This is a genomic window from Sphingomonas sp. UYP23 (assembly GCF_054059235.1).
This window is the reverse complement of record NZ_JBSSBX010000001.1, coordinates 3408297-3425575: the sequence shown is the minus strand read 5'-3', so window position 1 is coordinate 3425575 and position 17279 is coordinate 3408297. Positions and strand designations below refer to the sequence as shown.

General features: G+C 65.2%; 19 protein-coding genes and 1 tRNA gene. 10 read left to right on the top strand and 10 right to left on the bottom strand.

All coding sequences use genetic code 11. The features are described from left to right. Nucleotides 1–71: 71 nt before the first annotated feature. From ACVWYO_RS16880 to ACVWYO_RS16870, 3 genes are read left to right on the top strand one after another with little or no spacing between them, the layout of a single operon-like run. Entirely contained in the window at nucleotides 72–626 is a 555-nt protein-coding gene (locus ACVWYO_RS16880; RefSeq protein WP_457352732.1) for a shikimate kinase, read from the top strand. Further along, complete coding sequence (aroB, locus tag ACVWYO_RS16875) at nucleotides 623–1714, top strand: 3-dehydroquinate synthase (protein ID WP_457352730.1); 1092 nt, start codon at nucleotides 623–625, stop codon at nucleotides 1712–1714. Before ACVWYO_RS16880 ends, aroB begins: the two co-directional genes overlap by 4 nt. A gap of 35 nt (nucleotides 1715–1749) precedes the next feature. Continuing rightward, nucleotides 1750–1899 carry a DUF2256 domain-containing protein gene (locus ACVWYO_RS16870; protein ID WP_457352728.1) on the top strand — a complete coding sequence of 50 codons (150 nt, stop codon included), beginning with the start codon at nucleotides 1750–1752 and terminating at the stop codon, nucleotides 1897–1899. A gap of 73 nt (nucleotides 1900–1972) precedes the next feature. On the opposite strand, the gene ACVWYO_RS16865 is transcribed toward ACVWYO_RS16870, so the two are convergent. From ACVWYO_RS16865 to radA, 6 genes are all read right to left on the bottom strand, one after another. After that, nucleotides 1973–3952 carry a putative bifunctional diguanylate cyclase/phosphodiesterase gene (locus ACVWYO_RS16865; protein WP_457352726.1) on the bottom strand — a complete coding sequence of 660 codons (1980 nt, stop codon included), beginning with the start codon at nucleotides 3950–3952 and terminating at the stop codon, nucleotides 1973–1975. 319 nt (nucleotides 3953–4271) lie between these two features. Further along, nucleotides 4272–4601: a DUF423 domain-containing protein gene (locus ACVWYO_RS16860; protein WP_457352724.1), complete on the bottom strand. Its 330-nt coding sequence runs from the start codon at nucleotides 4599–4601 to the stop codon at nucleotides 4272–4274. Continuing rightward, entirely contained in the window at nucleotides 4598–6397 is a 1800-nt protein-coding gene (locus ACVWYO_RS16855; protein ID WP_457352722.1) for a cation:proton antiporter domain-containing protein, read from the bottom strand. The genes ACVWYO_RS16860 and ACVWYO_RS16855 overlap by 4 nt, the downstream gene beginning before the upstream one ends. Then, complete coding sequence (locus ACVWYO_RS16850) at nucleotides 6394–6828, bottom strand: iron-sulfur cluster assembly scaffold protein (RefSeq protein WP_457352720.1); 435 nt, start codon at nucleotides 6826–6828, stop codon at nucleotides 6394–6396. Before ACVWYO_RS16850 ends, ACVWYO_RS16855 begins: the two co-directional genes overlap by 4 nt. 45 nt (nucleotides 6829–6873) lie before the next feature. Continuing rightward, the gene (locus ACVWYO_RS16845) at nucleotides 6874–7443 is read right to left on the bottom strand and encodes a CvpA family protein (RefSeq protein WP_457352718.1); all 570 of its coding nucleotides are present in this window, start codon (nucleotides 7441–7443) and stop codon (nucleotides 6874–6876) included. Nucleotides 7444–7486: 43 nt separating this feature from the next. After that, nucleotides 7487–8860: a DNA repair protein RadA gene (gene radA / locus ACVWYO_RS16840; protein ID WP_140849718.1), complete on the bottom strand. Its 1374-nt coding sequence runs from the start codon at nucleotides 8858–8860 to the stop codon at nucleotides 7487–7489. Nucleotides 8861–9028: 168 nt separating this feature from the next. Between radA and ACVWYO_RS16835 the strand changes: the two genes are divergently transcribed. Continuing rightward, nucleotides 9029–9436 carry a BLUF domain-containing protein gene (locus ACVWYO_RS16835; protein ID WP_457352716.1) on the top strand — a complete coding sequence of 136 codons (408 nt, stop codon included), beginning with the start codon at nucleotides 9029–9031 and terminating at the stop codon, nucleotides 9434–9436. A 3-nt stretch (nucleotides 9437–9439) separates the two neighbouring features. On the opposite strand, the gene ACVWYO_RS16830 is transcribed toward ACVWYO_RS16835, so the two are convergent. After that, nucleotides 9440–10144 (bottom strand): glutathione binding-like protein, encoded by a 705-nt coding sequence (locus ACVWYO_RS16830; RefSeq protein WP_457352714.1) that lies wholly within the window; start codon nucleotides 10142–10144, stop codon nucleotides 9440–9442. A gap of 76 nt (nucleotides 10145–10220) precedes the next feature. On the opposite strand from ACVWYO_RS16830, the gene ACVWYO_RS16825 reads away from it, so the two are divergent. Beyond that, the gene (locus tag ACVWYO_RS16825) at nucleotides 10221–11399 is read left to right on the top strand and encodes a glycosyltransferase family 4 protein (RefSeq protein WP_457352712.1); all 1179 of its coding nucleotides are present in this window, start codon (nucleotides 10221–10223) and stop codon (nucleotides 11397–11399) included. Between the two features lie 269 nt (nucleotides 11400–11668). On the opposite strand, the gene ACVWYO_RS16820 is transcribed toward ACVWYO_RS16825, so the two are convergent. The 3 genes from ACVWYO_RS16820 to ACVWYO_RS16810 all read right to left on the bottom strand — a co-directional run bounded on the left by ACVWYO_RS16820 (nucleotide 11669) and on the right by ACVWYO_RS16810 (nucleotide 13080). Next, entirely contained in the window at nucleotides 11669–12019 is a 351-nt protein-coding gene (locus ACVWYO_RS16820; RefSeq protein ID WP_457352710.1) for a hypothetical protein, read from the bottom strand. 168 nt (nucleotides 12020–12187) lie between these two features. Further along, nucleotides 12188–12502, bottom strand: coding sequence for a DUF2218 domain-containing protein (locus tag ACVWYO_RS16815; protein WP_457352708.1), 315 nt, complete (start codon nucleotides 12500–12502; stop codon nucleotides 12188–12190). Continuing rightward, on the bottom strand, nucleotides 12502–13080 hold the full coding sequence (locus ACVWYO_RS16810; RefSeq protein ID WP_457355028.1) for a PadR family transcriptional regulator: 579 nt from the start codon (nucleotides 13078–13080) through the stop codon (nucleotides 12502–12504). The genes ACVWYO_RS16815 and ACVWYO_RS16810 overlap by 1 nt, the downstream gene beginning before the upstream one ends. 201 nt (nucleotides 13081–13281) lie before the next feature. Here ACVWYO_RS16810 and ACVWYO_RS16805 point away from each other — a divergent pair, with 201 nt between their 5' ends. The 5 genes from ACVWYO_RS16805 to ACVWYO_RS16785 all read left to right on the top strand — a co-directional run bounded on the left by ACVWYO_RS16805 (nucleotide 13282) and on the right by ACVWYO_RS16785 (nucleotide 17148). Next, nucleotides 13282–14592, top strand: a complete 1311-nt coding sequence (locus ACVWYO_RS16805) for a replication-associated recombination protein A (protein ID WP_457352706.1) — start codon at nucleotides 13282–13284, stop codon at nucleotides 14590–14592. Continuing rightward, a complete protein-coding gene (locus ACVWYO_RS16800) occupies nucleotides 14589–14933 on the top strand; it encodes a hypothetical protein (protein WP_457352704.1) in 345 nt (114 codons plus the stop codon). Before ACVWYO_RS16805 ends, ACVWYO_RS16800 begins: the two co-directional genes overlap by 4 nt. Further along, nucleotides 14930–15790 (top strand): hypothetical protein, encoded by an 861-nt coding sequence (locus ACVWYO_RS16795; RefSeq protein ID WP_457352702.1) that lies wholly within the window; start codon nucleotides 14930–14932, stop codon nucleotides 15788–15790. The genes ACVWYO_RS16800 and ACVWYO_RS16795 overlap by 4 nt, the downstream gene beginning before the upstream one ends. An 18-nt stretch (nucleotides 15791–15808) precedes the next feature. Further along, a tRNA-Thr gene (locus ACVWYO_RS16790) sits at nucleotides 15809–15884 on the top strand. A gap of 196 nt (nucleotides 15885–16080) precedes the next feature. Then, nucleotides 16081–17148, top strand: a complete 1068-nt coding sequence (locus ACVWYO_RS16785; RefSeq protein WP_457352700.1) for a tyrosine-type recombinase/integrase — start codon at nucleotides 16081–16083, stop codon at nucleotides 17146–17148. Nucleotides 17149–17279 lie beyond the last annotated feature (131 nt).

The window sequence follows — 17279 nt, the reverse complement described above, 5'->3', positions numbered from 1 at the left end:
CAACAAACTGAAAATGGGCAACGACCAAGCTTTTGCCCGAGACGCAGGTGCGCTGTATAGCGCTCGCTTCGATGTTGCAAAGCCCCGCCCCCACCCCGCCCGAACCGCCCCGCTGGAACGGCCAGCCGATCGTGCTGGTCGGATTGATGGGGGCTGGCAAATCGACCGTCGGCCGCAGGCTCGCGACCCGTCTGGGCCTGCCCTTCGTCGATGCCGACACCGAGATCGAGATCGCTGCTGGGATGGCGGTCGCGGAGATTTTCGAGCGATTCGGCGAAGCGCATTTCCGGGACGGCGAACGCCGCGTCATCGCGCGGTTGATGGATGGCGAACGCCGCGTGATCGCCACCGGCGGCGGCGCCTTTGTCGATCCTGAAACGCGCGCCGCGATCCTGTCGAACGGCTTTGCGATCTGGCTCGATGCCAAGCCCGCGGTGCTGGTCGAGCGTGTTTCGCGCCGCGACACGCGCCCGCTGCTGCGCAACCGCGATCCGCTTGCGGTGCTCGAAGAACTGGCGCGCGTGCGCAACCCGTTCTACGCGACCGCGCATTTACGCGTCTCCAGCCACCGCGCGTCGCACGACGCGACGGTCAACACCATTCTGAAAGCGCTCGGCAAGATATGACGACCATTCCCGTGGCGCTCGGTTCGCGCAGCTATGACGTAGTGATCGAAGCCGGCGTGCTGGCACGCGCCGCCGAGTGGCTGAAACCGCTGTCGCGCGGGCGCCGAATGGCGATCGTCACCGACGAGAACGTGCTCCCCCATCTGGCGACGCTGCAGGCATCGCTCAGCGCGGCGGGCGTCGAAAGCGAGGCGATCGTGCTCCCGCCGGGCGAGGGCACCAAGAGCTGGGCGATGCTCGAACAGCTCACCGACCGGCTGCTCGACCTCGGGATCGAGCGCGGCGATCATGTCGTGGCGCTGGGCGGTGGCGTGATCGGCGATCTCGTCGGCTTCGCGTGCAGCATCCTCAAGCGCGGCTGCGGCTTCGTGCAGATCCCGACGACCTTGCTCGCGCAGGTCGATTCATCGGTCGGCGGCAAGACCGCGATCAATTCGAAGGCCGGCAAGAACCTCGTCGGCGCGTTCCACCAGCCCGCTTTGGTGCTGATCGACCCGCAAGTGCTCGACACGCTGCCCCTGCGCCACGTCCGCGCGGGCTATGCCGAGGTCGTCAAATACGGGCTGATCGACGATCCCGCCTTCTTCGACTGGTGCGAGGCCAACGCGCCGGCACTGCTCGCCGGCGATCCTGCCGCGCGTGCCTATGCCATCGCGCATTCGGTCGCCGCCAAGGCGCGGATCGTCGCCGAGGACGAGCGCGAGACGACCGGCAAGCGCGCGCTGCTCAATCTGGGCCACACCTTTGGTCACGCGCTGGAGGCCGAGGCCGGTTTCTCCGACCGGCTGCTCCACGGCGAAGGCGTCGCTGCCGGGATGGCGCTGGCGTTCGGCTATTCGGCCGCGCACGGCCTCGCGCCGGCGATCGACGCCGAGCGGGTCGCGGCACATCTGCGCGCGATCGGCCTGCCAGCTGACGTCGCGGCCGCGGGGCTCGCGGCGGACGGTGAAACGCTGGTGGCGCACATGCTCCACGACAAGAAGATGGACGCCGGCACCCTCCCCTTCCTGCTCGCGCGCGGAATCGGCGCGACCTTCCTCGACAAATCAGTGGATCTGGCCGACGTACGGGCGTTCCTCGACGCCTAAGCGCTCCGCCGGGGAAGTGAAAAGGAGGCGTCCCCATGCCCCAAGGCATCGCCAAGGCAAACCTGCCCGAGAAGATCTGCCCGGTCTGCCAACGCCCCTTTGCGTGGCGCAAGAAATGGGCGCGCGACTGGGACAATGTCGTCTATTGCTCGGACCGCTGCCGCCGCGCCGGCAAGAGCGGGTGATCGGCAGATACGATCCATTCATATCGGGATCGACGAAGCCGGGAGGCCATCCCGTCGCGTCACACGAACGGCTTCAAGCGAAACGCTTCTCAGCCGACCCCGGTTTTCCGCACGCCTGGATTTGCGCCGTGCACAGCGCACGAAAAGCCTCCAGGGACATCGGTCTCCCGAACAGATATCCCTGGAGCTCATGGCACCCCGCGGCGCGCAGCAGTCCCGCCTGCTCATCGGTCTCGACGCCTTCTGCAACGACTCGCATGTCGAGTCCCTTCGCCAACAGGACGGCCGCCTCGATCAACATCGAGGCTTTGCTCCCGCGGTGCAGATCCTCGAGCAGGGACTTGTCGATCTTGATGTGGCTGAAGCCATAGGATTGCAGATAGTGGATGCTGGTGAACCCGGTTCCAAAATCATCCAGCGCGACCGAGATTCCCATCGCTCTGAACGCCTTGACCCCGTCGATCGCGCGGTAGGCGTCGGCGAGCAGATAGCCCTCGGTGATTTCAAACTGCAGCCGCTTTGCCGGAAAACGGGTCTGTTCGAGGATATGCGCGACCTGCCGCTGGAAGGTGGGATCGCGGAACTGCGCAGGCGACACGTTCACGCTGAGCTTGATGGAGGTGAGCCTCTGGAAATCGCGGCATGCGCGTTCCAGCACGAACACGCCGATCGAGAGGATCTGTCTCGTCGCTTCGGCGATCCCAATGAATTGATCGGGACTGAGCGGCCCTTCGGACCGGCCAGGCCACCGGATCAGCGCCTCCGCCGCTACAATCGCACCGGTTTGGGCGTCAACGATCGGTTGATAGACGACATCGAACTCATTCTTTGCGAGGCCCGCGCCGATCTGGGCCTGTACGGCGATGCGGTGGAGCCTGCCTTCGTCGAACGTCTCTTGATAGACCGCGATCTCGCCCTTCGCGTGCGTCTTGACATGATACATCGCGGTATCGGCGCGGCGAAGCAGTTCGTTCGCCTTCAGCGGGGCAGACGTATTGCCGGCGATCCCGATGCTGGAACCGACCTGGAGGACGTGCTGTTCGACCAGCACCGGGAGGTTGATCTCCGCGCGGTAGCGCTTCGCTATCGCGACCGCCTTCGCGGTTGCTCCCGACGTCTCGACCAGAACGGCGAACTCGTCGCCCCCTATGCGCGCGAGAGTCGCATACGCCGGACAGGTTTCGCGCAGCCGCTCGCTCAGGCTTCCGATCAGCAGATCTCCGGCATGATGCCCGTGTGCATCGTTGATTTCCTTGAATCCATCGAGATCGACGAACACGATGGCCACGCTGTCAAGCGGCCGGTCTGGATCGCTTTCCAGTGTATCCAGGCGCGCAACCAGATGCCGGCGGTTCGGAAGTCCGCTCAGCGCGTCCGTCACTGCAATGCGCGCGTTCTCCCGGCTGAGGATTTCCGATTCCATCTGGCGAAGGCGCAGATCGCGTCGCGAGTAGATCATCTGGGTAAATTCGAAATTGTACCGGAAGGCGATGACCATCAGCCCGCCGCTGACGAAAAACATGACGATCGATTCGACCATGTTCTCCCCAGCCCCGATCCACGCGAAATATCCGATCGACCAAACCATAGAGACGGCGGCCACTCGCATGGCGGCCGCACGAATACTCATCAGGCAGAAGATCGTACTGACTTCGGTCAACGATAGAAAGAATATCAGCTGTCCGCGCGACTTCGATTGGCCAAGACCATAAATAGACGCGCTCCATATCTCGAACGCCATCGTCAGCACTAAGGCGAGGTTGCAGGTTCGTCTGATCAGACGCACAAGATCCTCGTCCGAAATATCCCTTTCCGCGTTCTGCCGCAGCCACCATATCGCACGCGCCGATGCGATAACGCAAAGGATCGTCGGTATGACCAAGGTGCGAAACGGCATTTCTGCGCGAAAGAACTCCGACGTTATCGCCGCGGTATTGCAGATCAGAATGAGATACAGTAGCGGAACTTGCTTGGCGAGCGAACGGAACTGGGCGCGCGCAATTTCATGGTCAGGTGTATCGAGCTTGAACAGGAGTCCGACCGTGCGCAGCATCAGGATACAACTCTGGCAAAGGGAAGGGTCACTGGGCGAACGACAACCAATGGCCAATAAAGCCTCAAGACTTTGCTGAGAGGATACTACGTAAAATTACAAAGCGGCTCGTTGGCACGCGCGGCGATTCCACATCAAGGACCTCGGCTCGCCGCAGACCGTCAATGTCGGCCGCATTCCTATCGGCGAAACGACATCACGCCGCCTTGAAATCGCCGCCCCCTAAGGTCCGGCATCGTTACACAAACGGCAACAGGCGCTCCGGATCGATCGCACGTCGGGAGGATCGGCCGGGTCAATCACCCGCACGCCGCTTAGCTCAGCTCCGTGCCACCCATGCCAGCCACAGCCAGCCGGCAATCAGCGCCGCACCGCCGATCGGCGTGATCGCGCCGAACCAGCGCGGCGCGCCGAGCGCCATCAGATAGAGCGACACCGCGAAGATCGCCCCGCCGACGAGGAACAGCCACGCCGGCCCGCGCGCTTCCATCCGCAGTGCGACTAGCGCCGCGACCGCATGGATCAACTGGTAATGCGCGCCGGTCTTGAGCCACTCGGCCGCTTCCTTGCCCGCGCCATGCGCGCCGAACGCCCCGGCACCGATCGCCAGCGCTCCGGACAGCGCAGCGATGATCGCAATCCAGTTCATCGCGGTTCCTCCACCGACGCTTCATCCTCGGGCAGCGCCGATTCGCGCTCGTCCTGTGTGATGATCGTGTCGCGCGCGGCGCGAATGTCGCCCGCGGCGACCTGCGCGCGCAGCCGCTCCTTGTCCTTGCGGCGATAGGTTTCCTCGGTGCGATCGATCTCGGCCTGGTCGACGCCGATGCTCTTCAGCGCCATCCGCCCCATCTTTACTGCCGATTCGAGCACCTCGCGCACCACCCCGTCGAGCGGCGCGCCTTTGAGCTTGATCACCGCGCGGCGATCATAGGCGCGGACATAGATCGAGGCGTGCGGGAACGCCTCCTTCACGCCCTTGACCAGATCGGCCGAGATCTGGTCGCCATCCATGCAGAACATGATGAGCTCGGCCTCGCCTGCCCCTGCCTGACGCAGCATGTCCATCCGCGTCCCGTCGCCATAATAGACCTTCGCGCCGAACTCGGAGGCGATATCGATCATCTCGATATCGGTGTCGATCAGCGTCACCGGCACGCCCTGCGCGATCAGCATCTGCGCAACCGTCTGGCCGAAGCGCCCATAGCCGACGATCAGTGCGTTGGCGCCGTCCGCCTGGGGCCCGTCGCGCTCGCCGGCGATGATCGGCTCCTCGCGGATGCGCTGCGTGATCATCATCAGGAACGGCGTCGTCGCCATCGACAGCGTGACGATCGCCCCGAACAGGCTGGCGGCTTCGGGCGCGATCAGGAAGGCGTGCTGCGCCTGCGCGAACAGCACGAAGCCGAACTCGCCGCCCTGGCTCAGCAACAGGCCGAGCGCGAGCGCCGCACGCCACTTCATCTTGAACAGGATGCCGATGCCGAAGATGATCAGCGCCTTGGTCGCGATCAGCGCGAGCGCCATCCCGATCACGAAGAACGGCCGCTCGGCGATCGCATGGAGATCGAGCATCATCCCGACCGCGAGGAAAAACAGCCCGAGCAGGATCGAGCGGAACGGCTCGACATCGGCCTCGAGCTCGTGCCGATACGGGCTGTCGGCAAGCATCACGCCCGCGACGAACGCGCCGAGCGCGGTCGACAGGCCGAGCGATTCCATGATCGCCGCCGCGCCGATCACGGTGAAGAGCGCCGCGAACACGAACATCTCGCGCTCGCCCATGTTGCCGATGATGCGGAACAGCGGCCGCAGCAGGAAGCGCCCGGCAGCGACCAGCCCCGCCACCGCACCGACGGTGTAGAGGAACAGCAGCCATCCCGGCGGCCCACCGGCATCGGCCGGATTGCGCGACAGGACGGTGACGAGCGTGATCAACGGTACGATCGACAGATCCTGGAACAGCAGGATCGAGAAGGCGCGCTCCCCGAACGGGGTGCGCAGCCGCCCCGCCGATTGCAGCATCGGCAACACCTGCGCGGTCGACGACAGCGCGAGCGGCAGGCCGAGCACGAGCGCCGCCGCCCAGGTAAAGTGCGCCGCCGATCCGCCGAGCCGCGTCGAGAGCCACACCACGCCCGTTACCGCGAGCCCGCACAGCACGACCTGCATCAGGCCAAGCCCGAAGATCTCCTTCTTGAGCGCCCACAACCGCGTCGGGTTGAGCTCGAGCCCGACGATGAACAGCAGCAAGGTGATGCCGAGCTCGGCGATGCCCATCTTCGATTCGGCATTGCCGACGAGATGCAGCACCTGCGGCCCGACCACCGCGCCCGCGACGAGATAGCCAAGCGTTGCACCGAGCCCGAAGCGGCGAAAGATCAGGACGAAGACGAGCGCGAAGCCGCCGAGGATCACCCCGTCGAGCAGCAGCGACTCGTTCATGCCGGTGCCTTGGCGGCGGCGCTTTGCGCAGCTTCGGCGGCGGCCTCGAAAGCGAGCCGGATCGAGGCGTGCCGCGCACTGTGCGGCAAGGCCGGCGTGAACAGCTCGAACCCCGGCCAGTCCGGGAGCGCGCCGTCACCCGCGAGCCAGGCCGCGAGCGCGTCGCGCGCTGCGGCGATCTCGGCGGGGGTCTTGCCGATCACCTCGGCGCCCATCAGCGACGCCGATGCCTGTCCTAGCGCACACGCGCGCACGAGCATCCCGAGTTCGGCGATGCGGCCGTCGCGATCCATATTGACGTCGACCGTCACCCGGCTGCCGCAGATCGGCGAACGCTTCTCGGACGTGCCCATCGGATCGGTCAGGCGCACGTGATGCGGGATCGTCGTCGAGAGGCGGAGGATCTCGGTGGTGTAGAGCGGCGCGGTCATGGCGCCTATGTAGGCAAGACCGCCCCGCGCGTCACCCCGCCGCGCTCACTCGGAGGCGGAGTTCGTTTCGGCGCCGCGCTTTGGCACCGCATAGTTCGGGCCGAACACGGGCTCACCCCGGCGGCGGCGATCGACGAAATCGGCGATGCTCGCGCTGGTCGTGTTGAGCAGTGGATAGACCTTGGCCTGGGTCAGCCATTCGGGCCGGTGCGTCGGACCGCCGCTCATCGTGTCGGTCATCAGCACGACGAGCAGGAAAGCGAGGCTCGCCAGGATCAGCCCCTTCAGCGCGCCGAAGCCGAAGCCGAGCGCACGATCGACCGGGCCGAGGATCGAATCGCGCGTGCGCGCGCCGATCGCATTGGCCACCATCCGCCCGCCGAAATAGGTCACCCCGCCAAGGATCGCGAAGGCGAGCACCGCGGCGCCGGTCGTGGTGCCGACCATGCCCGTCAGCGCGTGCGTCAGCGGCACATGGAACAGCTTGACCGCGAAGACGATCGCCACCCACGCGAACAGCGACAGCACTTCGGTCACGAACCCGCGCACGAGCCCGAGCGTGGCCGATCCGCCGACGGTAAGCAGGACAAGGATATCGAGCGCGGTAAGATGCATCTTCGCGCCTTATCCGCGAGCGGTGGCAGAAGTCGAGGGGCTGTTAGCGCCCGAGCATATGCTCGACGAAACTGCCGAGCGTGCGGAAGCCGGTCAGCTTCAACCCGCTCTTGTCGTCCTGCACCGCGGCGGGCAGCAACGCGCGCTCGAAACCGAGCTTGCCCGCTTCCTTCAAGCGCAGCGCACCATGCGCGACCGGCCGCACCTCTCCCGACAGCGCAAGCTCGCCGAACACCACCGCATCGGCCGGCACCGGCCGCTCGGACAAGGCCGAGATCAACGCCGCCGCGACCGCGAGATCGGCCGCGGGATCCTGCACGCGGTAGCCGCCGGCGATGTTGAGATAAACTTCGCTGGTCGAGAAACTGAGCCCGCAGCGCGCCTCGAGCACCGCGAGCACCATCGCCAGCCGGCCGCTATCCCAGCCGACCACCGCACGCCGCGGTGTCGCGCCGCTGGCCAGCCGCACGACCAGTGCCTGAATTTCGATCAGCACCGGCCGCGTTCCCTCGAGCGCGGGGAAGACCGTCGTCCCCGTCACGCCCTCGTCGCGCTGCGTCAGGAACAAGGCCGAGGGATTGCCAACTTCGGACAAGCCTTCCGCCACCATCGCGAACACGCCGATCTCGTCGGTGCCGCCGAAGCGGTTCTTGATTGCACGCAGAATCCGATATTGGTGGCTGCGCTCGCCCTCGAAGCTCAGCACGGTGTCGACCATATGTTCGAGCACGCGCGGGCCGGCGATCGAGCCGTCCTTGGTGACATGGCCGACCAGCACCACCGCCGTCCCGCGTTCCTTGGCGAAGCGGATCAACTCCTGCGCCGAGGCACGCACCTGGCTGACGGTGCCCGGCGCACCCTCGATCAGGTCGCTATGCATCGTCTGGATCGAATCGATCACGAGCAGAGCGGGCGGCTGCCCCTGCCCCAGCGTCGTCAGGATATCGCGCGTCGAGGTCGCCGCGGCGAGCTGCACCGGCGCGTGCCCCAGCCCCAACCGTCGCGCACGCAGCCGCACCTGGTCGGCCGCTTCCTCGCCCGAGACATAGGCGACGCGGAGGCCCGCCAGCGCCATCTTCGCCGCCGCCTGGAGCAGCAGCGTCGACTTGCCGATGCCCGGATCGCCCCCGATCAGCGTCGCCGACCCCTCGACGAACCCGCCGCCGAGCGCGCGGTCGAGCTCGGCGATCCCCGACGTCATCCGCTCGGGCAGCGCGATGTCGGCATCGAGCCCGACCAGCGTCATCGTCCGCCCGCCTGACTGGAGGTTATGCTTGGCCTGGAACGGCGTGACAGTGCCGCCGCCGGCTTCCTCGACCAGCGTGTTCCATTCGGCGCAATCGGCGCACTGCCCCTGCCAGCGGTGCGAGACCGATCCGCACGCCTGGCAGACATAGCGTTTCTGAGGTTTGGCCATGCGTCACCCCATAGCCAATTCGGAACGAGAGGGGAACAGATTTTCGCTGGCTCGGCGCTGCGGCACGCGCTGACCCACGATTTAGATGATCCAGATCAATCACACAGCAATATTAACCCGCCCTTCGCAATTCGCGCGGGAAGAAGGGACGTTCCCCGGAGTTCCCTTATGCGTCGCCTCATCTACATCAGCAGCACCCGAACCACCTTCACCGCCGGTGACCTGGAAGAGATCCTTCGCGTTTCGCGGCGCAACAATGCCGCGGTCGGCGTGACGGGCTTGCTCGTCGCCGGCGGCCGACGCTTCCTCCAGGTGCTCGAGGGCGCCGAGGACGCGATCGACGCTGTATTCCAGCGGATCAAACAGGACCCCCGCCATCACGCCGTCGTGGTCTTGTCGCGGACCGAGATCGCGGCGCCAAGCTTTGGCGAATGGTCGATGGGCTATGCGCGCGGCGGGTCGGTGCGCGGCGAAGCGACGCTCCCCGAAACCGTCGCGCAACTGCTCGCGCCGGTCATCGACCCGAGCTTGCGCGGCTATTTCGAGGGCTTCGCGCAGGTCCACGCCGCGGCGTGATGGCTATGGCCGCGCGGGACTATGCAGCCCGCGCTGCACCGCCGGCCGCGCGAGCCCGCGCGCGAGCCACGCCTTGACGTTGGCGAACGCGTCGAACCCGACAAGCTCCCCCGCGCCGTAGAAATTGACCAGCCCGTTGACCCAGCCGAGCATCGAGATGTCGGCGATCGTATAAGCGTCGCCCAGGAACCAGGTCTTGCCGGCAAGCGCGGCGTCCATCACCCCCAGCAGCCGCTTGGCCTCGGCGACATAGCGATCGCGCGGGCGCTTGTCCTCGAAGTCCTTGCCGGCGAACTTCACGAAGAAGCCGACCTGCCCGAACATCGGGCCGACCCCGCCCATCTGGAACATCACCCACTGGATCGCCTGCAACCGCGCGACCGGATCGCTCGGCAGGAACTGCCCGGTCTTCTCGGCGAGATACAGCAGGATCGCGCCCGATTCGAACAAGGCCTGCGGCTGACCGTCGGGGCCGTTCGGATCGAGGATCGCCGGGATCTTGCCATTGGGGTTGAGCGATTCGAACTCGGGACTTTTCTGATCGTCCTTCGCGAAATCGACCAGATGCGCTTCATAGGGCAGCCCAATTTCTTCGAGCAGGATCGAAACCTTCACGCCGTTCGGCGTTGGCAACGAATAGAGTTGCAGCCGCTCGGGATGCTGCGCGAGCCAGCGCTGGGTGATCGGGAAGGCGGAGAGATCGGACATACGGAAATCCTTGAGCGCGGCGCGATGCGGTACGGGAGATAGTCACGAGCCCCGCGCTTCGCTATGGCGCCATCCGATGCAAGCTTCCGATCTCCGTGTGGCGCTGTTCAGCGGCAACTATAATTATACGCGTGATGGTGCCAACCAGACGCTCAACCTGCTCGTCGGCCATCTGCTCAGCCGCGGGGTGAAGGTGCGCATCTATGCGCCGACCAGCCGCAAGCCCGCTTTCCCGCCGACCGGCGATCTGGTCAGCGCGCCGTCGATCAAGATCCCGCTGCGCGGCGAATACAAGCTGACGCGCGGCATGGGCAATCGTGTCCGACGCGATCTCGCGGCGTTCGCACCCAATCTGATCCATCTCTCGGCGCCCGACCGGCTCGGCCACAAGGCGCTCGACTATGCCGAGAAGCACAATATCGCGTGCGTCGCCTCGTACCATACGCGGTTCGAGACCTATATGAGCTATTATGGGCTCGGCTTCCTCGTCCCCATCATGATCCGCGCGCAGGCGCGCTTCTACAGCCGCGTCGACGAAGTGCTCGCGCCGAGCCAGATGATGGGCGAGATCCTCCAGGACTGGGGGGTGCCGACGCCGGTCACGCGCTGGTCGCGCGGGGTCAATCACGAGCGCTTCAACCCGGCACGGCGCGACCTCGCCTGGCGGCGCAGCCTCGGCATCGCCGATGACGAGATCGCGGTCGGGTTCCTCGGCCGGCTGGTCAAGGAAAAGGGCCTCGACGTGTTCGCGCAGGCGCTGCGCGTGCTCGACCAGCGTGGCGTCAAGTATCGCACCTTCGTCGTCGGTGAAGGCCCCGCGCGCGACTGGTTCGCGCAGCAGGCGCCCAATGCGGTGTTCGCGGGCTATCTCACCGGCGACGATCTCGGCCGCGCGGTCGCGTCGATGGACGTGTTCTTCAATCCGAGTCTGACCGAGACCTTCGGCAACGTCACGTTGGAAGCAATGGCGGCGGGGGTTCCGGTGGTCGCGGCGCGCGCCTCGGGCGCGGTCGGGCTGATCGCCGATGGCGTGACCGGGCTGATCGTACCGCCGACCGATATCGAAGGCTATGCCGACGCGCTGCAGCGCTTCTGCCAGGATGACGCCTTCCGCCGCAGCGCGGGCGCGGCAGGTCATGCCGAAGCGGCGACCTACCAGTGGGAGCGGATCAACCAGGTCGTGCTCGACACCTATCTCAAGGTGCTCGAGCGGCGCGCTGGGACGCTGCCGACCAGTGTTGCGCAAGCCGCGTAGGGCGTCACCCCATAGAACGCGTTCTACTTACGCATGGGCTTAACGGCGAAAAGTGGGGGAAGCCGACGTTGCGGAACGAAGGTCGGACACGAAATTTCGTGCAACCTGCCCGTCATTCCCGCGTAGGCGGGAATCCATTAGTCCCGTCCGTCCAGTCCTGCGCCGTGAGCCAGTATGGATCCCCGCCTACGCGGGGATGACGGAAGGGGGTCGGTGGCGCTTTTAACAGCGGCCCACGACGCACCGGGCTGAACGGCGCAAATTGGTGGTTAGCGGACAAAGGTCGGATGGGCCTCAAGCCATTCAATGGCCGCTCTACAAGCGGGCTCGCAGATCGACTTGGCGTATAGTTCTGCCCGTTCCCACTCGGCTGCCAGCTTGATCTTTGCTTCTGGATGCCAACGCTCACGAACATCGCCGATGGGCACAGCGTCAGTCTCGCTATCAACAGCTGTGAAGCCAACAAACGGTTCTTCCAGATTGGACAGCCGCGCGTCGCTCAACATTTCACAAATCGCACGAACTCCTTCTATGTAGGGCAGCTGACCTGCAAGCATTCTTCGTGCGGTGTCGATGATCTTCGCACGCATCTGTTCGATGTAGGGGGCGTTGATGCTCATCGCTGGAGCGTAGCTGTTTCTCGCGATGACGGCTATTGGTCGGAAGCGGAATGACCGCTTTAAGAGTCTACGACCTCGCCGGGTCGCTCCCGGCTGCTCATCCCGAAATGAAGAGAGGGAGGCGATACAGGCCTCCCTCCATCCAGTACCCGCTGGTGATCGGCGCAATCAGCCCCAGTCGTACGTCAATGGCGCCTCGCGGAACGCGAAGCGGTCGACATGGCGCGCGACCGCGCCCTTCAGCCCCTCGAGCTGCGCCTCCGAAGTCGCATCGATCCGCACCTCGAGCGTAGCGGGATGCGCATCGAAGGTGACGGTGGCGTCGCCGGGATGATCCGCCCCGCGCGCGTCCTTGGGGAAGACGATCGTCCCGTGGTCGGGGGTGAACGTCACCGCCAGATTATGCTCCCAATGCTTGCACGTCTGCTGGAGGTATTTGCTCGCCGACGCGGTCGGCACGCGCGCTGTCGCCACATACGCCATCACAGGCGCTCGATCTTCTGCGCGGCGTCGTCGATCAGCGCGACGAGCTGGTGGAGCGTTTCCTTGTCGAGCTCCTCGGCGCGCAGCTTGTGCATCAGCACCTCGCGCAGATTGCCCATCGCGCGACGGACCGAAGCGCTGTCGGTGCGCGCCCGCTCGGCGCCGACCTCGGCAAGCCGGGCGAACAGCGCCTCGATCAGTTCGGCATTGTCCGCGAGATGCGCGGTGCCGGTGGCGGTAATCGCGAAGCGCTTCTTGGCGCCCTCGGCCTGGCCGACCTCGATCAGCTCCATTTCGTCGAGCAGGGTGAGCGTGGGATAGACCACCCCCGGGCTCGGCGCATAGGCGCCGCCGGTCAGTTCCTCGATCGAGCGGATCAGGTCATAGCCGTGCCGCGGCTCGTCGGCGATCAGCTTGAGCAAGACGAGCCGGAGCTCGCCGCCGTCGAACATGCGCCGGCCACGTGGACCACCGCGGCCCTCGCCCTCGCCTCGACCATGGCCACGCCCGCCGCCGAAGCCGCCGCGCATGCCCATGTGATGATGCCCGTCCATCCGGTGGCCGGCGCGTTTGTGCATTTCAAACATATCGTTCCTTTCTAGTGATTCGATAGCGCTAAGATATATCTTCGTTCTGATCGTTCAAGATATATCTTGGAAAAAAATCCGTCGCCCCGGCGCAGGCCGGGGCCGCGCGCTCCCCTTAGCTGCCAACGTCTCAAACCGCAGCGGCGTCGGGGCAACGCGTGACTTCCGCCCCGCACACCCTATCTTCCCGACATGCCCGATCTCTTTGCCGCCTTCGATCCACCCGCCGCCGAGGCGGTGAGCGCCACGGCGCCACTTGCCGACCGCCTCCGCCCCACCACCCTCGCCGAAGTGGTCGGTCAAGAGCACATCACCGGGCCCGAAGGCGCGATCGGGCGGATGGTCGCCGCCGGGCGGCTGTCGTCGATGATCCTGTGGGGCCCGCCCGGCACCGGCAAGACGACGATCGCGCGGCTGCTCGCCGATGCGGTGGGCCTGCGCTTCCTGGCGATCTCGGCGGTCTTCTCAGGGGTGGCCGATCTGAAAAAGGCGTTCGCCGAAGCGCGCGACCATGCCCGGATCGGCAAGCGTACCTTGCTCTTCGTCGACGAGATCCACCGCTTCAATCGCGCGCAGCAGGACGGCTTCCTGCCCTATGTCGAGGACGGAACCGTCACGCTCGTCGGCGCGACCACCGAAAACCCGTCGTTCGAGCTCAACGCCGCCGTGCTCAGCCGCGCGCAGGTGCTGATCCTCCACCGGCTCGATCCTGCAGCCCTCGGCAAATTGCTCGACCGCGCCGAGCAGATCGAGGAGCAGCCGCTCCCGCTCACCCCGCAAGCGCGCGATGCGATGATCGCCAGCGCCGATGGCGACGGCCGCTTCCTGCTCAACCAGGCCGAGACGCTGTTCGCGGTGAACCTGCCCGAGCCACTCGACCCAGCCGGGCTCTCGGCTTTCCTGCAGCGCCGCGTCGCGGTCTACGACAAGGATCGCGAGGGGCATTACAACCTCATCTCGGCACTCCACAAAGCCGTGCGCGGGTCGGACCCGCAGGCGGCGCTCTATTATCTCGCGCGGATGCTCACCGCGGGCGAGGAACCGCTCTATCTGCTGCGGCGGATGGTCCGGATGGCGGTCGAGGATATCGGCCTCGCCGATCCGGGCGCGCTGACGCAGTGCCTCGCCGCCAAGGATGCCTATGATTTCCTCGGCAGCCCCGAGGGCGAGCTGGCGATCGCACAGGCCTGCCTGTATCTCGCGACCGCCCCCAAATCGAACGCCGCTTATAAGGCACAGAAGGCCGCCTGGAAATCGGCGCGCGAAACCGGTTCGCTGATGCCGCCCGAAAACATCCTCAACGCGCCGACCAAGCTGATGAAGGACATCGGCTACGGCAAGGGCTATGCCTATGATCATGATACGGCAGAGGGCTTTTCGGGGTCGAACTATTGGCCCGCCGAGATGGAGCCGCAGACCTTCTACGTGCCGACCGACCGCGGCGTCGAAAAGCGCATCGCCGAACGGATGGCCTGGTGGGCGAGCTTGAAGGACGGGCAATGAAGGATTGGGACTCGCTCGTCGCCTTCGCGTTGACGTTACCCGACACGATCGCCGCGACCTATTATGGCGGCCCGGCGGTCAGCGTCGCGTCGAACGGCCGGACGTTCGTCTCGCCTGGTCGTGAGGCGGGATCGTTCGTCCTGTCGATCGACACCGATACCAAGAACCTGCTGCTCGAGACCGACCCCGCCACCTTCTGGCAAACGCCGCATTACGAGGGCTGGCCCGCTCTGCTGGTTCGCTACGACAGCGAAGATCCGACGCGCGTCGCCCAGACGATCGCGCGCGCGCGCGACCAGGCAGCCGTGCGCAATCCGAGCAAGCCGCGCAAAAAGGCGTGATCCCGACCCATTTCTCCCGCTTCGCCGCGATCGACTGGTCCGGAGCGAAAGGCGCGCGCCACCCCGGCATCGCGCTGGCGCTGTGCGAAACGGGCACGGCGGCCCCGGTGTTGGTCCCGCCGCCACGCGGACTGTGGTCACGCGCCGAAATCTTGGAATGGCTGCGCGATCAGGCGGATACCCCGCTGCTGGTCGGTTTCGACTTCAGCTTCGCGCCACCGCACGTCGCGCGCGGCGCCTATCTTCCCGGCGAGCCCACGCCGACGACGGCGCGCGCCTTCTGGGCGTATGTCGATGCGCAGAGCGGCGATGGCGATCTCGGTGCCGCTTCTTTCCTGGAAGCACGCCGCGGCACGCATTTTTACCTGGGCGCGGCCGACGGCATCAAGGCCGACTTTCTTCACTTCCGCGCTTGCGAGGCGCACCACACCGCCGCCGGCTTCAGCAAACCCTCGACCGTCTACGATGCGATCGGCGCGGCGCAGGTCGCCAAAGCGAGCTTTGCCGGGATGCGGCTGCTCCATCATCTCGGCCACGCCCTCCCCGTCTGGCCGATCGACCCCGCCCCGCACAGCGGCGCGTGCGTCGTCGAGATCTATACGACAATCGCCGCGCGCGCCGCCGGCGTGCGCAAGGGGCGCAGCAAGCTTCGCGACGCCGCCGCGCTCGATGCCGCGCTCACCGCGCTCGGCAGCCGGGCGCATCGTCCGCTGGCGCGCTATAGCGACCACGCGACCGACGCGATCCTCACCGCCGCCTGGCTCCGCGCGAACGCCGCGCGCACCGATTTGTGGCAGCCAAATGCGCTCACCCCCGAAATTGCCCGCACCGAGGGCTGGACCTTCGGCATATCCTGACGCATTTAGCGTGCGAGTGCCGGCTTAGCTCAGTTGGTAGAGCGCCAGTTTTGTAAACTGGATGTCGCGGGTTCGATTCCTGCAGCCGGCACCACTTCGAATCCTCGAGATTCGGACCGTAACTCATTGATCCAGAAAATTTAAAGTCGGCCACTGGTTTCGCCTGATTTAGACCAGGCTAGACTCACTTAGCCAGGTCTTGTGTCCCGATTTGTGACCTGTTTTGCCCTGTTTGTGTCCCGATTTGTGACCTGGATTTTTGATTCGTCGGACCGACTTGGAGTCGGAAAATGGAAAGAAGGAAAGCATTCACCCCTGCCGCCATCGAGGCGTTGAAGGACGGCAAACACGCCGATCCGTCGGTCGCGGGTCTGTCCATCGAGGTGCGATCGGCTGGCAAGAAAGTGTGGCAATTCCGCCGTAGGATCGCCGGCGATGGGGCAATCGTGAAAATGACGCTTGGCCCATTCCCCACTTTCAGCATCGCTGCCGCCAGGCAATGGGCGACCGAGCTGAATGGGCAAGTTGAAGCCGGGATCGATCCACGCGCTCTCGAGGCAGCCGCGAACGAACGCGCAAAGATGACCGTTGAGTTCGCGCACGCGCTGTACATGACGGCGGTTCGTGAGGGTCGCGCCTCACGAGCGAAGCGGATTAACAAACCCAGCACGATCACAGAAAAGCTTGCGATCTATGGGTGCGACATCGCGCCCAAGCTGGCTAAGAAGATTATCTATGACATCGTCGAATCCGATTTGACCAAGCTGGTTCTGGCGAAAGGCAAACGTTCCCCCGTTCGCGCGAACCGGCTAGCGGCGGAACTCAAGGTCTTTTTCGGATGGGCCTCTTCGTTACGCGGCACCGAAATTGGACTAACGTCCAATCCAGCTGCTCGATTAACGGATCTCAAGTTCGCGGAGGCGCCGCGAAGCCGCAAACTGAGTATGGAGGAAATAGGATGGTTTCTGCGCGCCGTGGCGCTGGAACCGAAGAAGTATCAGCGGGGGTTGTTACTTTTGCTGCTGTCTGCAGCACGGCTCAAAGAGGTCATTCATGCCAGATCAGCCGAGCTGGACGGAGATGTGTGGGCAATCCCTGAAAACAGGGTGAAAAACTCGCGAGCCCATCGCATAGCACTCGGGCCTTGGGGTCTCTCCCTGTTCCGCTCAAGCGGCGTCTGGGTTTTTCCTTCTGCCCGGACCGACGGTCCGCAGACGTCGTGCGGCTGGTACAAATCGCGCAACCGTGTCCTCGCGAGGATGTCGGAATATGCTGGACGCCCGATCGAGCGATGGACCCCGCATGATATGCGCCGAACTTCGCGATCGAACACCAAGCGGCTCAAGGTCGACACGTGACATGCGCCGCCGCCTTTAACCCGAAGGTCTGGACATACGCGGCAGCACCCCGGAAACCACTGGTCACCGAGTTAGTTCACGTGCGGGATTACCAGTCCCGGCGCTGCCCTTTGCGCAACGCGTCGTGGAGG

Bases quoted from the DNA above. Each gene is read 5' to 3' on its own strand.
- ACVWYO_RS16880 (WP_457352732.1), top strand. From the start codon at position 72: ATGTTGCAAAGCCCCGCCCCCACCCCGCCCGAACCGCCCCGCTGGAAC.
- aroB (WP_457352730.1), top strand. From the start codon at position 623: ATGACGACCATTCCCGTGGCGCTCGGTTCGCGCAGCTATGACGTAGTG.
- ACVWYO_RS16870 (WP_457352728.1), top strand. From the start codon at position 1,750: ATGCCCCAAGGCATCGCCAAGGCAAACCTGCCCGAGAAGATCTGCCCG.
- ACVWYO_RS16865 (WP_457352726.1), bottom strand. From the start codon at position 3,952: ATGCTGCGCACGGTCGGACTCCTGTTCAAGCTCGATACACCTGACCAT.
- ACVWYO_RS16860 (WP_457352724.1), bottom strand. From the start codon at position 4,601: ATGAACTGGATTGCGATCATCGCTGCGCTGTCCGGAGCGCTGGCGATC.
- ACVWYO_RS16855 (WP_457352722.1), bottom strand. From the start codon at position 6,397: ATGAACGAGTCGCTGCTGCTCGACGGGGTGATCCTCGGCGGCTTCGCG.
- ACVWYO_RS16850 (WP_457352720.1), bottom strand. From the start codon at position 6,828: ATGACCGCGCCGCTCTACACCACCGAGATCCTCCGCCTCTCGACGACG.
- ACVWYO_RS16845 (WP_457352718.1), bottom strand. From the start codon at position 7,443: ATGCATCTTACCGCGCTCGATATCCTTGTCCTGCTTACCGTCGGCGGA.
- radA (WP_140849718.1), bottom strand. From the start codon at position 8,860: ATGGCCAAACCTCAGAAACGCTATGTCTGCCAGGCGTGCGGATCGGTC.
- ACVWYO_RS16835 (WP_457352716.1), top strand. From the start codon at position 9,029: ATGCGTCGCCTCATCTACATCAGCAGCACCCGAACCACCTTCACCGCC.
- ACVWYO_RS16830 (WP_457352714.1), bottom strand. From the start codon at position 10,144: ATGTCCGATCTCTCCGCCTTCCCGATCACCCAGCGCTGGCTCGCGCAG.
- ACVWYO_RS16825 (WP_457352712.1), top strand. From the start codon at position 10,221: ATGCAAGCTTCCGATCTCCGTGTGGCGCTGTTCAGCGGCAACTATAAT.
- ACVWYO_RS16820 (WP_457352710.1), bottom strand. From the start codon at position 12,019: ATGAGCATCAACGCCCCCTACATCGAACAGATGCGTGCGAAGATCATC.
- ACVWYO_RS16815 (WP_457352708.1), bottom strand. From the start codon at position 12,502: ATGGCGTATGTGGCGACAGCGCGCGTGCCGACCGCGTCGGCGAGCAAA.
- ACVWYO_RS16810 (WP_457355028.1), bottom strand. From the start codon at position 13,080: ATGCACAAACGCGCCGGCCACCGGATGGACGGGCATCATCACATGGGC.
- ACVWYO_RS16805 (WP_457352706.1), top strand. From the start codon at position 13,282: ATGCCCGATCTCTTTGCCGCCTTCGATCCACCCGCCGCCGAGGCGGTG.
- ACVWYO_RS16800 (WP_457352704.1), top strand. From the start codon at position 14,589: ATGAAGGATTGGGACTCGCTCGTCGCCTTCGCGTTGACGTTACCCGAC.
- ACVWYO_RS16785 (WP_457352700.1), top strand. From the start codon at position 16,081: ATGGAAAGAAGGAAAGCATTCACCCCTGCCGCCATCGAGGCGTTGAAG.